Source organism: Oscillospiraceae bacterium MB08-C2-2 (assembly GCA_035621215.1).
GTDB lineage: Bacteria > Bacillota > Clostridia > Oscillospirales > Ruminococcaceae > WRAV01.
Genome location: CP141729.1, coordinates 2,277,549 through 2,291,814, shown reverse-complemented (window position 1 = coordinate 2,291,814; position 14,266 = coordinate 2,277,549). Strand labels below are relative to the sequence as shown.

Below are 14,266 nucleotides of genomic sequence, written 5' to 3'. Positions count from 1 at the left end.
AAATAGGTACAAAATGTTGAGGGGATGTCCCTCAAATAGTTAAACATATTCTAACACAGTAGCTAGAAATTGTCTATCGGGACTGCTCAAGTCATAAAAATTGAATATATTTACATTTTATAATAGTACATATGATTTTAACGGCGGATTTTTGAAATTTATGGAAGAATGTGCTATACTAAAGAGCAACGTAATATGCTTTACTAGGTGGGAACAAAGCCTTTTTTAATAAAAGACCACCGGTGGGGGACTGACTATGAGATGCCCAAAATGCGATAGCTATCTGCTCATGAAGGATCTGATCAAAATCAACGCGGTTCGTGTGGAAAACGTGGAGATGGAATATACCGCACAATGCCCCTTTTGTGGTGCCATAATCGGCCGGTATTTTTGGGGAAAGATCCATTTTTCCGGCAGCGGGCCAAACCGCAAATAGAAAAGCAAAGGGCGGCCTGATGTTCATTGTAATGACGGCCGGTTGGTATATACGGTTTTCCCCCTGTGCCGCTGTGAGCGGTGCATTATATCTGAATGCGCATATAACAGTATTTTTTGATGGATAAGAGCTGCCCCTTGCATAAGTCGGACAGCTTATGAATAAGCTTGCAGTGAGAGGCAGGGCAAAACCGCTGCCTCTGGCTGGCGGAGGTGTTTACAGTCGGCTTTCAAATGATAACAAAGGAGCGGTTGATGCCGCTCCTGCGTATGATGGGCTTTGAGGAAACTGTTTTTCTATCCCTTCCCATGCCTTATGGGGGCAAACACCGGGATGCTGCCTTTATCGGTCTGCCGCCCGGAGAAGGAGAAGCTTCTGCCAAGCGCCCTATCGGATGGGTTACATGGTGCGCCCGAACCGGGCGGCCTCTGACTGTCAACTGGTGCGAGCAGCTTGATTTTGTGGAAACCGAGGCCTACCCCTTAGAGAACCCTATCTCTGCCGCCACTCTTTTCGATCAGCCCGCCGCATGGGAGGAGCAGAGCTATCAGGAGCTTTTGGCCAGCTACAGCCTTTTTCGCCCCAAGGTGTTTGAGGAGCCGATGGAAGAAGCCGAGCAGGAGATTCTTGCAGCCTACCGGGAGGATTTTTACCGATTGGTTCCAGCGGGGTATATTCCCTTTTACCGGGAACTGTCACCCCGGTTTTTTGAGTGGTCGGGTCTGGAAGCGCATATGCCCAGCCCCTTGGGGCAGGCCTTCCCCGCCCCTTCCTATAAGCGCTTGGAGGAATTGACACAGACCCTTGCTCAGATTGTTCGAACCGATACCAAGCGGCAGAGCATGCTGGATAGCCTCCACCGGGAGTTGCAGGAATACCGTGGGGGATTGCTGGATCGCCTCACCCGCCCTCTGGAGCTGGATGTGATTGGGATTATCGATGGGCTGGAAAAATCCATGGCATTGTTTAAGGAATGGGAGCCTACGGCCGAAAATTATAATAAGGTATTGAATGCTCTTGGGGGAGTCGGCGAAGATTTGACCGATCTCTTGTATCGGGCAGGAATAGAGCCCTTTGAGGTGCCGGGCGGTCAGGTGGATATGGCCCGCCAAAAACTGGTGGAGCTGGTGGAAACTGCCGATCCGGCCTTGGATAAAACCGTGGCCCGCCGGGTAGCCCCCGGCTATGAAAAGCAAGAAAAAATTATCCGGCCTGAAAGGGTCAGTGTATTTGTGTATAAATAAGTGGCCGCCGGTGGCTCCATGGCTTCGGCAGAGCTGGAAGTGTAAGGGGGATATGCATGCAAAAGGTACTGGGAATTGATCTGGGGACAACCTATTCTTGTGCGGCCTACATCGATCACAGCGAGAAGCCTGTAGTGGTGAAAAACCGGGAGGGTGAGCTGACCACCCCTTCGGTCGTCTTTTTTGAAACCGCCGAAAGCGTGGTGGTGGGCAACTCCGCCAAGGAAAGCTCCCGCCTTTATCCCGATGAGGTGGTTTCCTTCGTTAAGCGCTCCATTGGCCAGCAGGGCGCCTGCTGGAATCTCCACGGAACCTTGCGCACCCCTTCCGAGATTTCTTCCTACATCCTGAAAAAGGTTGTGGGGGATGCGGTGGAAACTCTGCGCAGTGAAACTTTGCTAGGCCCGGAGGAAACCATCACCGATGTGGTGATCACCTGCCCCGCCTACTTCGGGGTCAACGAGCGGGAGGCCACCCGGCAGGCAGGTGAGATTGCGGGGCTCCATGTGGTGGGCATCATCAACGAGCCCACAGCCGCCGCTATCGCCTATGGCGTTGCCAACGCCCACGAAAATAAGGTGGTGCTTGTCTACGATCTGGGCGGCGGCACCTTTGATATCACCATGATCGCCATCAACGCCGGGGCCATACAGGTGATCTGCACCGGCGGCGACCATTCCCTTGGCGGCAAGCTTTGGGATGACCGCATTATTCAGTATCTGGCCGAGGAATTTGCCCGCCAGACCGGCAACACCGAGGATATTTTGGCCGACCCCGAAACCCTTCAGGAGCTGGCTCTTTCTGCCGAGCGAGCCAAGAAGATGCTCAGCGCCCGGGATAAAGCCCCGGTGGCGATTAACTATAAGGGGAACCGTGCCCGTGTGGAGCTGACCCGCACTGTTTTCGATGAGATGACCCGTGACCTGCTGGAGCGCACTGTGATGCTGACGCAGGAAATGCTGGAGGAAGCCAAGAAAAAAGGCTACAGCCTTGATAAGGTGGAGGAGATCCTTCTGGTGGGAGGTTCCACCCGGATGCCGCAGGTAACCGAGCGCATCGGGCAGGAGTTCGCCATCCCCAGCCGCTCCTTTGATCCCGATGAGGCAGTTGCCAAGGGTGCCGCTCTTTACGCCAGCCGTCAGGCCGCCTTTGACCGCCTGCTGGAAACCGCCGCCCGTGAAACCGGCAAAAGCCGGGAAAAGCTGGGCAAGGAGCTGAGCATGGGGCTTACCAGTGTGGAAAAGCTGGCCCTTGAGGCAGGCATTTCCCCCGATGAGCTGGGCGGCGCTGTGAATATGGATATTGTCAACGTGACCAGCCGCAGCTTTGGTACCATTGCCATTCAAACCGAAGGTGAGCGGGAGGAGGTTCTCTGCAACCTGATTCTGCGCAACACCCCCCTCCCCGCCCGAGAAAAGCGCCAGTTCTTTACCGTTGCGCCCAACCAGCAGTCGGTGACCATCCGGGTGCTGGAATCCCTTTCATCCCAAGAGCTTGCTCAGCCGCTGGAGGGCACCGAGATTGGGGAAACCGTGTTGGAGCTGCCCCCAGGCCTTGCCGCTGGTTCTCCTTTGGAGATTGAGTTCACCCTCAACGAAGGGGGCTTGCTGGAGCTGGAGGCGCAGGAGATTACAGGCGGCCGGCAGGTTAGTGCCCGCTTTGAAACGGTGGATGCCATCACCGCCGAAGAGCTGGATGAGGCCAAGAAGCGCCTGGAAGAAACCCAAGTCGTCTAGGTTACTTTTCTTTTGAAAAAAGAAAAGTAACCAAAAGAAAACCATTCCGGGCTCAGGCAGGCCGAAATACTTCCCATGGTGCTCGATGGTGCTGGGATTATAGAACAACCTTTTCTTCCTGAAAAAACAAAGGCAACCAAAAGAAAACCGTTCCGGGCTCAGGCAGGCCGAAATACTTCCCATGGTGCTCGATGGTGCTGGGATTATAGAACAACCTTTTCTTCCTGAAAAAACAAAGCAACCAAAAGAAAAACCAAATCGAGCTCAGGCAGGCCGAAATTCTTCTCATGGTGCTCGATGGTGCTGGGATTATAGAACAACCTTTTCTTCCTGAAAAAAGAAAAGAAACCAAAAGAAAACCAATTCGGGCTTAGGCAAGCCGAAATTCTTTCTATGGTGCTTGCTGGTGCTGTGCTTATAGAGCCGGCTTTTCTTTCTCTAAAAGAAGAGCCATTAAAAGAACAGAAGCTAAAAACAATTCGGGCAGGAAAGCGGGCGGAATTTGCCTGCATTTCTGCCCGATGGCATAACCGTTGGTATTTTGTGGAAACATTAGCGGCCAAAGGGGGAAGCCTGTGAAAAGAGAAAACTATTATATCCTGCTGGAGCTGGAATTTGATCCACCAGTTATGGATGAAAAGCAGATCAAAAGCGCACTTTCCGCTAAAAAGCAGGAGTGGACCCGCATGCAGGATAACCCTGCTGGGCGGGGTAAGGCGCTGAAATATCTAGGTCTGGCTCCGGAAATTGAAAAGGCTATGACCGATCCGATGCTTCGGGGCCGGGAGGCGTTAGCGGCTCGGGAACTGCGCCGGGAGGCACTCCGGGATTTTGAAGCAGAGCTTCGGGTGCTGGAGGGCAAGGGTTATATCCTGCCGGGTGAGGCCCGGGAAATCGTGGCGAAATACGCTCCCTACCGCATCGGGGAAAAGCTGCTGGAAAAATACCGCCGGTGCCCGGTAGGCAAGGCTCCTCCCATGATGCAGGAGCCGCCCTCCGATGACCGCCCCGCTGTGATTGACCGGCTCACCGCCAAAAACATTCACCGCTCGCTGGAAATCACCGGCCACAGAAACCTCTATGACTTTCTGGAGCTGCCCAGCTATTCTTCTATCAAAAAGCTGCGGGAGGCGGCGGAGGAAAAACGCCGCTGGGCCACGGCAAGCGCCAACCGAAGTGCAGTCAATGCGGCGGCGCAGGAACTGGCAGGCATTTGCCTGCGCCAGTTCCAGAGCTTTGAAACCAAAAGCCGTTATGACCGCTATATGGCCATCTCCGCCTTCCCTGCTCTCAACGATTTGATTCACGATGAGAGCATCCGCTCCAAAAGCATCAGCGAGGGTGTTCTTCTGCGGCTCATTAACTTTGCCGTGGAAAAATACGGCGCAACGGTGCTCAATGCAGAGGCTTATATTCGGGAATACTGCCTTTCCTATGCCATTCCCATGGGTCGGGAGGAAGCCCTGGCCGAAACGGAGCTTCGCTGCCCGGAATGCGGGGCAAAGCGGCAGGCCGATGCCCGGCTGTGCGGCTCCTGCGGCTCCTTTTTGCAAGGCCCCTGCCCTTCCTGCGGTGAGGAAAACCTGCCCGGAGCGGCCGTTTGCACCGCCTGCGGCTTTCGTATCGGGGCCATGCACAACGCCCTGATCCACTTGGAGCAGGCCAAGACCGCTTTGCTGGATAAGCGCTGGGGTGCCGCCCGGCGCAGTCTGGAGGTTGCGGCCCGGTTCTGGCCGGGGCATAAGGAGCTGGCCGATTTGGAGCTCCAGACCAAGGCTCTGGTGGATGAATACAAAGCCTTGGCCGATTCGCTGGACGACTGCCTTGCCAACAAGCAGCTGTATGCGGCGGCTCAGCTTCTGGCCGAGGCTCAATTACAGGGCATCACTCTGCCGGAAGGTTACCGCCGTGCGGTGGAAAGCTCGGTGGGCGAGGTGGAGCGGATTTTGGACGATGCCCGGATCAAGGGCGAAGTCAACGCTCAGCTTTTGGTGGAGCTGGGCGAAATGGTAACCGACAGCATTGAAATCAACCGGATGCTGGCTAAATACCCTCCGGAGCCCCCCTCTGCCTTGCAGGCCCGGGTGCAGGAGAACCGCATCCGCCTGTATTGGGGCAGTTCGAATGCCAGCGGCGAGCCTTATTATCGATTGGTGCGCAAGGAGGGTGGCCCCCCTGAAAGCCCGGGGGATGGGGAAACCATCTATACCGGTGGTCTGCGCCGCCATGAGGATACGGGAGCCCAGCGCCTGAAGCTCTACTATTATCGAATATTTGCCTGCCGGGGAAACGCCTGTTCCGGCAAAGGCCCGGTGGCTGGCCCGGTGGTGCTGGTGCCGGAGCTTTCGGAGCTGATGCTCCTCCCCACCGATGGCGGAGCCTATATCACCTGGAAATTTGACCCAGCTATCCGGGAGGTGCGCATGTGGCGCAAGCTGGGCGGCGAAAAGCCCAAAACACTTGGGGATGGCATTGACTTGGAAAACAAAAGGCTGGATGGCTTCACCGATACCCGCCTGCGCAATGGGGCGGAATACTGGTATTATTTCGTGGTGGGCTATCAGGTGGGGGAGGAGCTGTTTTATTCCCCCGGCCGGTGTGAGAGCGTGGTTCCCCACCCGAGGATGGCCCCCATTGACCGGTTGGTGGTGGCCGGTGCCGGGCCGGATGAGTATGTGGTCAACTGGAGCACGGCCCATCAAGAGGATGTGCTTCTGCTCAGTTCTTCCAGCCGCCCGGCTTATCGCTCCGGGGATATGGTGGAGGTGGCGGAGCTGCTCCAAAAATACCGCCGTCTGGATTTGGAATCCCGCCATAACGGCAGTGGGCGGTTTCATATGGACCTGACCGGGGGATGCTATCTGTTTGCGGCGGTGGTGGGCGGCCGGTTTGCCACGGTGGGCGAACCCTCCTATCTGGTGAATGTTCCCAATGTCCATAAGCTGACATGGGATGTAGCGGGAGAAGAGCTGTTTGTCAACCTGAAATGGCCCTCCGGTGTCCGGGAGGTGGCGGTGGCCTACCGCTTTGACCGCTACCCCGAAAGCCCCGAAGAGATTGGAGCTACCACCTTCCGGTGCAGCCGGGAGCAGTATGATTACAACGCAGGCATCGTGATCCGTGGCCCAGAGCCAGTAACCTATTACATCGCCGTGTTTTCGGTGTTTGTTTCCCCGGAAGGCAAGGGCTTTTACGCTTCCGGCAGCCGCCTGCTGGCGGATAATCGGGCAAGGCGGGATATTGTTTATCAGCTGCGCTACCGGCGCAAACGGTTTTCGGCAAAGGGCAAGGTATCCATCACGCTTTCCAGCCCCCAGACACAGGCGTTTCCCCCAGCCGTGATTGTGGGCCGGGTAGGGCGCATGCCCCTGAAAATTTCCGATGGGATGCCCCTGTTCTCGTTGGAGGATAAAGAAACCGGCGGCCTTACCATTCATGAATTCCATACCACCGATTTGCCGGAGGATCTTTATGTTAAGATGTTTTTCTGCGATGAAGCCTACTATGAAAAAAACAGGCTGCTTCCGGGGAGCTCCTGCAAGCTCACCTAAAACAGCCTGCTGAAAGCGAGAGAATGCAATGCGTCATTATACCTGCCCCAAATGCTTCAGACGGTATTTGGTGGGCCAGTACAATTACCTATGCGGAAACGAGGCCTGTGTAAACTGCCGGGATCATGACCATCCCGTTAAGGCGGGGGGGCGTTTTTCTCCCACTCCAATCTGTTCGGCCTGCGGGCGGGAGCTTTCGGTGCGTCTTTGCCCCGGCTGTGGGGCAGAACTGCCCGCTGGTGTGGAAACCGGGCAGGAGTGCGCCATTTCGGTTATCGGCGGGGAGCAGGCCGGGAAAAGCCACTATCTGGCGGTGCTGATCAACCAGCTGAAAAACGAGATTGGCAAGGCCTTTGACTGCACCCTTTATGCCCAAGGGGGGGATAAGACCCTCCGCCATTATGAGCAGGCCTATTACAAGCCTTTGTTTGTAGAAAAGCACTGTCTGGAAAGCACCCGGGAGGAATCTTTGGAACCGCTCTATTATTCCCTTGTCTTTGGGAACCGCAAAAAGGGGAAGAACACCAACCTGACCTTTTATGATACCTGCGGCGGCAATTTTGAGGATGCACGCCTGCTGGAGCAGTTTAACCAGAGCATTGTCCATTCCAAGGGGCTTTTGTTTCTCATTGACCCCATGGAACTGCCCCGCCTGCGGGAATATACGGGGCAAAGCGGTGGCGAGGAGCAGGCTTCTCACGCCGGGGATATTCTCACCCGGGTGATTCATCTGATCCGCTCCCAAAGTAAGATGGGCTCCCTTAGCCGTAAGATTCCCATCCCCATTGCCGTGTGCCTGACCAAAATCGATAAGCTGGAAAAGTTTTTGGATGTATCCAGCTGCCTGCGGTACCCTTCCCGTCTGCTGGAGCCCGGCAGTTTTGACAGCATTGAGTTTCACAACACCAGCCTGGAGGTGCAGAGTATGCTGGAGGGCTGGTCCGACCGCCAGCTCATCAACCAGATCACCTCCCAGTTTGAAAAGTATGCCTTTTTCGGCATCAGCGCTCTTGGCGCCGATCCCCAGCCCAGTGGTGCGGTATCCAGGCCGGTGCCCTTGCATACCGCCGATCCTCTCTTGTGGCTCCTGTGGACCAATGGCAGCCTTTCTTTTTAAAAAAGTACAAGATTAAAGAGAAACTACTTGGGGCATAGGTTGATCATGTAGCTGCCTTTGCACACGATGGAAGAAAGATCCTGATAGAAGGGACAAAGCCCCTATTGGCTTTTATCTACGGTGCGGGGGATATGCCTCGGCTATATCGGTGCGTCCCACCAGATAGTCAAGGCTGGTCTCATAAAAATCCGCCAGCCGCTCTAAAATAGGGATGGGAATGTTCAGTCGGCCCAGCTCATAGTCGGAATAGGTTGTCTGGTGAATTTGCAGATAAGCTGCCAGCTGTGTTTGGGTCATATCCCGATCTTCCCGCAGGCCGCGGATTCGCTCATACATAAAAATCCCCTCCGGCTCCATAACTTAACAATGAGGCAAGTGTGGCTATAAAAGAAAGGCTCTTCCCTGAGGGAAAAGCCTTTCTCTTTTTTCTTAAAAGCGACCAAGCATATAAGCCGAGTTCTGTATTTGACAACGATCTATCTGTGCCCCCTGTCGCCAGTGAGGCATCAAGCCGCCCTTGGGAGGAAACGGCGGGCAGCCGTATATTTCCCCGCTTGGCGTTGCTTCGGATAGGGTTTACACAGCAGTGCAGTCACCTGCACTCTGGTGAGCTCTTACCTCGCCTTTCCAGCCTTACCGGTTAAAAACCGGCGGTATATTTCTGTTGCACTTTCCCTAGAGTCGCCTCTGGCTGCCATTAGCAGCTATCCTGCCCTATGAAGCTCGGACTTTCCTCAAAAACGCCCTTTCGGAGTCGTTTCTGCCGCTGTCTTGCTTGCTCGCATGTTTGATTATAGCAAATTTATCGATTAAAATCAATCCTTGAGGGGAACACCCATGGCATCCCGCTGGTAGCGGGGGTCACCGGTGAGAATGAAGATACCCTCCACAAGCCCCCATACGCCCATACCAAAGGAAGCAATGCCAAAGGAAAGAAAGCCGCCGATGATTGAAACCAAAAGCTGAATCAGAGCACGCTGGGTAAAGCCCAGATAAAAGTTGTGAATGCCAAGACTGCCCAACAGAATGCCGAGAATGCCCGCCGCCATTCTGGATTTCTGCCCATAAACAGGCTGGCTTACCGGGGGTATAAACTGAAAGCCGCAGTTGGCGCAGACCGGGGGCTGCACGGGAAATTGCTGGCCGCACCGGGGACACTGCACGCCCTCGGGTCCAGCCTGAGTACCGCAAGTGCTGCAAAAAGAAGCGCCGGGGGGGAGCTGGCTGCCGCAGGTTTTACATTGCATTGAACATCAATCCTTTACTCGTACTAATTGCGCTTCAAAACAGGATCAAAACCGGTTTGAAGTGAATTTACTGTATCATTGCCGTGCATGGTGGTTGGCTCATATCCAAAGCTCTAAAACCTCTTTTATAACAGGTATATGCACTGAAAGACTTTTCCCTAAATGTGAAAATGTCTTCTGAGAACAGTATAGCATTTTTTCACCCCTTGCACAATGGGCAGCACTGGATTTTACGTTTGATAAAAAAGCCCCCGCATGTTATACTGGTAGGTAGTTTATCCCATTTTGGAGATTCCTTTTCTCTTTGAGGAAAACAGCATAAATCTGCGCTTTTCCAGCAATACTGATTCTATGGTAGGGCTGCATCAAACCAAAAGGCTACAGGAGGCAAAACGAACAATGGACGACAAAAGGTTTTATATCACCACCCCCATTTATTACCCCTCGGATAAGCTCCACATCGGGCACAGCTACACCACTGTGGTAACCGATGCCATGGCCAGATACAAGCGAATGCGCGGGTTTGATGTGATGTTTTTAACCGGTACTGACGAGCATGGCCAAAAGATTGAGGCCAAGGCCAAGGAAGCCGGTGTTTCCCCCAAGGAATATGTGGATGACATCGTAAAAGGCATCAAGGCTCTCTGGGAGCGGATGGGTATCACCTATGACCGCTATATCCGCACCACCGATGATTACCACATCCAATCGGTACAGCGGATTTTCAAGAAGCTGTATGATAAGGGTGAAATCTATAAATCTGTATATAAGGGCAAATACTGCAAGCCCTGCGAATCCTTCTGGACCGAAAGCCAGCTCAAGGATGGCCGGTGCCCCGATTGTGGGCGTGAGGTTGAGGCCGCCGAGGAGGAGGCTTATTTCTTCCGTCTTTCCGCTTATACCGGCCGTATTCTAAAGCTGTATGAGGATCAGCCCGAATTTCTTCAGCCTCAAACCCGGGTCAACGAGATGGTTAACAACTTCTTAAAGCCGGGCTTGGATGACCTCTGTGTTTCCCGCACCTCCTTTACATGGGGTGTTCCGGTGGATTTTGACCCCGGCCACGTGGTGTATGTCTGGGTGGATGCCCTTTCCAACTACATCACCGCTCTGGGCTACGAAAACGACCGCTATAACGATATGGCTTACTGGCCTGCCGATGTGCAGCTCATGGCCAAGGAGATCATCCGCTTCCATGCTATTATCTGGCCCGCTCTGCTGATGGCTTTGGAGCTGCCCCTGCCCAAGAAGATTTACGGCCATGGCTGGCTGCTCTTTGATGGGGATAAAATGAGCAAATCCAAGGGCAACGTTGTGGACCCTGTGATTCTCTGCGAGCGCTATGGTGTGGATGCGATTCGCTATTATCTGCTGCGGGAGATTCCCTTTGGGCAGGATGGCAGCTTTACCAATGAATCCCTCATCGGCCGCATCAACGCCGATTTGGCCAACGATCTGGGCAATCTCGTTTCCCGTACCGTGGCTATGGTGGAAAAATACTTTGGCAGCACCCTGCCCACCGCAAGAGCCGAAGGCCTCGAGGATGCCGAGCTGCTGCAAATGGCCGGTGCACTCAAAGCCCGGGTAGAGGATGAAATGGAGCAGCTTCAATTTCCCCACGCTCTCACCGAGATATTCCAGCTGGTGGCCCGCACCAATAAGTATATTGACCAGACCATGCCGTGGGTTCTGGCCAAGGAAGAAAAGGATCAGCCCCGGCTGGCCACTGTTATGTATAACCTGCTGGAAAGCATCCGCATCATTTCGGTGCTGATCACCCCCTTTATGCCCCACACCGCTGTGGAGATTCAAAAGCAGATCGGGGCGGGAGAAGAGCTTACCCTTTGGGAATCCACAGCCAAATTCGGCTTGCTGCCTGAGAATGTAACCGTCTCTAAGGGCCCGGTTCTCTTCCCCCGCATTGACTTAGAAAAGGAACTGGAGGAGCTGGCCAAGCTGGACGCTCCCTCTGAAAAAGCTAAGGAAGCCCCCGCTCCTAAGGCTGAGAAGAAAAACGAAGTCCCCGGTGTGGCAACTGCTCTGGATATTGCCGATTTTGCCAAGGTTGAGCTGCGGGTGGCACAGGTTACTGCCTGTGAGCCGGTTCCCAAGGCCGATAAGCTGCTGCTGCTCAAGCTGGATGATGGGCAGGGCGGCCGTCAGGTGGTTTCGGGTATTCACCAGTGGTATGAGCCCGCTGATCTGATCGGCAAAAAGATTATCGTGGTGGCAAACCTCAAGCCCGCCAAGCTGCGGGGTGTGGAATCCCAAGGTATGATCCTAGCCGCCGATGTGGGCGAATCTGCCCGGGTTCTTTTTGTGGATGAGGATGTACCCGTTGGTTCTAAAATCCGCTAGGGGCTTCGCCCCTTTCGCCGGGCTCAGTTTCTAAGAATAATTTTGCCTTGTGCTCGATGGGAGAACTTTACCCAATATTAGTAAGCGGCTTTTTTTCAGCTAAATAAAGAAATTGCCTGTGCGGCATAAGCGCGACCTAAGCGAAAGGAATTCCACCTAGTGCGATTTCGGATCTGGGGGGTGCCAAGGGGGAGCGCCCCCTTGGCAATTCTTTGCATACTTTCTCATTGAAGAGAAAGTATGTGCCAGTCCGCGCGGCACGAGCGCGGGAGCTTTGCTCTTTCGCCGAGCGTAGCCTGACTGAAGCTGTTAAGCATGTTCGCGATGGCATGTCCTTTCTTTATGAGAAAAGGAAGCGGCCAAAGAAAAACCAGTTTTAGTAAAAAAGGTTTTACGTTTCAGGAATGCAGTTGTGTGCAAGGGTAACGTCTTTGCCTGCTTAAGCCCGAACAAAGAGACGAAGTCTCACCAATAAAGGAGTCTTTAAACCTGTGAACCATATTTTTGACAGCCATGCACATTACGATGACAGCCGCTTTGACCCGGATCGGGAGGAGCTTTTAGCGGGTCTTCCCGAAAAAGGCGTTGCTTATATAATGAATGCAGGCACCAATTTGGAAACCTCAAGGATTGGATGCGATTTTGCCGCCCGGTATGATTTCATTTACTCTTCCGCCGGGATTCACCCCCAGCCAGCGGGGGATGCCCCCGCTGGCTGGGAGCAGGCCCTGCGGGAGATGGTGGGGGAATCCCCCAAAATCAAGGCGCTGGGTGAAATGGGGCTGGATTATCACTATGATTTTTCCCCACGGGAGATGCAAAGGGAAGTTTTTGAAAAACAGCTGATCCTTTCCAAAGAATTGGATTTGCCGGTGATTATCCATGACCGAGAGGCCCACGGCGATACTATGGAGCTGCTTCGCCGCCATCGCCCCAAGGGGATCGTTCATTGTTATTCCGGCTCGGCCGAGATGGTGCGGGAATTGGTGAAAATGGAGCTGTATATCGGCTTTACCGGCGTGGTCACCTTTAAAAACGCCCGCAAGACCGTGGAAGCGGCCGCTGCGGTTCCGCTGGAACGTCTGTTGGTGGAAACCGACTGCCCCTACATGGCCCCTGAGCCATACCGGGGTAAGCGGTGTGATTCCAGCATGATTGCGCAGACGGCTCAGGCTTTGGCGGCAATTAAGGGAATATCCGCCCAGGAGCTGCTGGATGCTACCTGTGAAAACGCCCGCCGGGTTTATGGCATCTAAAGTCTTGCAGCAACATCCGGCCACAACGATAAAATTGCAAGACAACTCTTCATTATAATAGTGGTATAGCCGAGATATTTGATGTAGATATGGAAAGGAGGCGCAGTCATGCTCAGAAAGCTGATCGCCCTTGCTGTGGCTCTGGCCAGCATGCTCTCAATGACAGCACTTACACAAGCCTATGGCTTTGATTACGGCGGCGGGCTCACCGATGAAACTCTTTCCTTCGGTTTTTCAGAGGATGAAGCGGTGGTCGTTGGCAACGGTATTCTCAATACCGACCCGAATTATTCCGAGCTGCTGCCCGGAACCGTTATTTATGTGCCTATTGTAGTTATGGATGAGCGGGATCAAAATCCTCAGTTGGTGAGGGCAACTTCCAAACATTTAAAGGATAATGAGCTGCGTGCCAGCATTCAGGGCGTTGTAGGCGGTAACTTTGTGGAATCGGTGGATACCGTTGACGGCAAAAAAGAAAAGATCAAAGGCATGGAAGCTGGCGTTTACGCTAAAATTAAGCTGGTGGATGACTATTTGCGGTTGAATCCCAGTGCCGTGGAGCTTAAGCTGGTGCTTTCGGTCAACAAGGTTTCCTACCAGCAAACCCGGGTGGAATTCCGGACTCAGATTGCCAACCGTACCGTTGAGATTGATGATAACTCTGTATATGGAGCGGAAACCCCCACTAAATTTAAGACCAACGGCCATTATTATGGGGATGTTTCTTTTGATTTCGGCAAAGGTATTACCTATGCCGGGAGAGTGACCCGTACTGGTGTCTATTACCTGAATCTGAGCCGTGAGAAAGACCCCAGCTTATCGGTTATGTATCCCAAGTTTTATATGGAATACTATAACTTCCTCGGCGGCAACGATTCCTTCCCCTCCAATGGAAGCCTCAAAATTGATGTGAACAATAAAAAGTTTACCAATAAGGCTGGGCAGGTGCGGGTTTATACTTATGAGATTGTGGGCGATACACTGTATGCGCTGGATTCCACCAAAGCAGGCTTTGACAAAGGCAGTGGAGCCACCGGCACCGTAACTATACGCACCAACACGCTGGGGAACTATGTGCTGTCGGCTGAAAAGCTCAATAAAGCCATAGAACCGGACAGCGATTATTACAAAAACGGATACGCTGACCCGCCCATAGAGATTTCCAAGCCCGCGGAAAGCTGATTGCAAAGCGGAAAATTTTTAAAATTGATTTTGTTGCATTCAAAAGTTACAAAAAAATTACAAAAACTTTCATAAACCCATTGCATTTTATTTCTGAGTATGATATTATGAACCTACAAGTCAAGGGGATAGCTGGAGA

Annotated in this window: 11 protein-coding genes and 1 other RNA gene; 8 read left to right on the top strand and 4 right to left on the bottom strand. The window is 53.3% G+C overall.

Annotation, left to right across the window (positions count from 1 at the left end):
* Nucleotides 1-256 precede the first annotated feature (256 nt).
* The 3 genes from U6B65_10260 (at nt 257) to U6B65_10250 (ending at nt 3,416) form a co-directional block, all read left to right on the top strand.
* The gene (locus U6B65_10260) at nt 257-436 is read left to right on the top strand and encodes a hypothetical protein (GenBank protein ID WRS26722.1); all 180 of its coding nucleotides are present in this window, start codon (nt 257-259) and stop codon (nt 434-436) included.
* Between the two features lie 254 nt (nt 437-690).
* Nucleotides 691-1,680: a nucleotide exchange factor GrpE gene (gene grpE, locus U6B65_10255; protein ID WRS26721.1), complete on the top strand. Its 990-nt coding sequence runs from the start codon at nt 691-693 to the stop codon at nt 1,678-1,680.
* 56 nt (nt 1,681-1,736) lie between these two features.
* Complete coding sequence (locus U6B65_10250) at nt 1,737-3,416, top strand: Hsp70 family protein (GenBank protein WRS26720.1); 1,680 nt, start codon at nt 1,737-1,739, stop codon at nt 3,414-3,416.
* A gap of 203 nt (nt 3,417-3,619) precedes the next feature.
* Here the strand turns inward: U6B65_10250 and U6B65_10245 are convergent, their stop codons facing one another.
* The gene (locus tag U6B65_10245; GenBank protein WRS26719.1) at nt 3,620-3,979 is read right to left on the bottom strand and encodes a hypothetical protein; all 360 of its coding nucleotides are present in this window, start codon (nt 3,977-3,979) and stop codon (nt 3,620-3,622) included.
* 12 nt (nt 3,980-3,991) lie between these two features.
* Between U6B65_10245 and U6B65_10240 the strand changes: the two genes are divergently transcribed.
* Nucleotides 3,992-6,967, top strand: a complete 2,976-nt coding sequence (locus U6B65_10240; protein ID WRS26718.1) for a zinc ribbon domain-containing protein — start codon at nt 3,992-3,994, stop codon at nt 6,965-6,967.
* A gap of 28 nt (nt 6,968-6,995) precedes the next feature.
* Nucleotides 6,996-8,084, top strand: coding sequence for a hypothetical protein (locus tag U6B65_10235; GenBank protein ID WRS26717.1), 1,089 nt, complete (start codon nt 6,996-6,998; stop codon nt 8,082-8,084).
* Nucleotides 8,085-8,195: 111 nt separating this feature from the next.
* Here U6B65_10235 and U6B65_10230 read toward each other — a convergent pair whose 3' ends face one another.
* From U6B65_10230 to U6B65_10220, 3 genes are all read right to left on the bottom strand, one after another.
* Complete coding sequence (locus tag U6B65_10230) at nt 8,196-8,420, bottom strand: helix-turn-helix transcriptional regulator (protein WRS26716.1); 225 nt, start codon at nt 8,418-8,420, stop codon at nt 8,196-8,198.
* Nucleotides 8,421-8,516: 96 nt separating this feature from the next.
* Nucleotides 8,517-8,866, bottom strand: an RNA gene (rnpB, locus tag U6B65_10225) — RNase P RNA component class A.
* 33 nt (nt 8,867-8,899) lie between these two features.
* A complete protein-coding gene (locus tag U6B65_10220) occupies nt 8,900-9,331 on the bottom strand; it encodes a TM2 domain-containing protein (protein WRS26715.1) in 432 nt (143 codons plus the stop codon).
* A gap of 399 nt (nt 9,332-9,730) precedes the next feature.
* Here U6B65_10220 and metG point away from each other — a divergent pair, with 399 nt between their 5' ends.
* From metG to U6B65_10205, 3 genes are all read left to right on the top strand, one after another.
* Nucleotides 9,731-11,689 carry a methionine--tRNA ligase gene (metG, locus tag U6B65_10215; protein WRS26714.1) on the top strand — a complete coding sequence of 653 codons (1,959 nt, stop codon included), beginning with the start codon at nt 9,731-9,733 and terminating at the stop codon, nt 11,687-11,689.
* A gap of 491 nt (nt 11,690-12,180) precedes the next feature.
* A complete protein-coding gene (locus U6B65_10210) occupies nt 12,181-12,945 on the top strand; it encodes a TatD family hydrolase (GenBank protein WRS26713.1) in 765 nt (254 codons plus the stop codon).
* Between the two features lie 108 nt (nt 12,946-13,053).
* Nucleotides 13,054-14,127: a hypothetical protein gene (locus U6B65_10205; GenBank protein WRS26712.1), complete on the top strand. Its 1,074-nt coding sequence runs from the start codon at nt 13,054-13,056 to the stop codon at nt 14,125-14,127.
* The last annotated feature ends 139 nt before the right edge of the window (nt 14,128-14,266 follow it).

Bases quoted from the DNA above. Each gene is read 5' to 3' on its own strand.
- U6B65_10230 (WRS26716.1), bottom strand. From the start codon at position 8,420: ATGTATGAGCGAATCCGCGGCCTGCGGGAAGATCGGGATATGACCCAA.
- U6B65_10250 (WRS26720.1), top strand. From the start codon at position 1,737: ATGCAAAAGGTACTGGGAATTGATCTGGGGACAACCTATTCTTGTGCG.
- U6B65_10205 (WRS26712.1), top strand. From the start codon at position 13,054: ATGCTCAGAAAGCTGATCGCCCTTGCTGTGGCTCTGGCCAGCATGCTC.
- grpE (WRS26721.1), top strand. From the start codon at position 691: ATGCCGCTCCTGCGTATGATGGGCTTTGAGGAAACTGTTTTTCTATCC.
- U6B65_10220 (WRS26715.1), bottom strand. From the start codon at position 9,331: ATGCAATGTAAAACCTGCGGCAGCCAGCTCCCCCCCGGCGCTTCTTTT.
- U6B65_10235 (WRS26717.1), top strand. From the start codon at position 6,996: ATGCGTCATTATACCTGCCCCAAATGCTTCAGACGGTATTTGGTGGGC.
- metG (WRS26714.1), top strand. From the start codon at position 9,731: ATGGACGACAAAAGGTTTTATATCACCACCCCCATTTATTACCCCTCG.
- U6B65_10260 (WRS26722.1), top strand. From the start codon at position 257: ATGAGATGCCCAAAATGCGATAGCTATCTGCTCATGAAGGATCTGATC.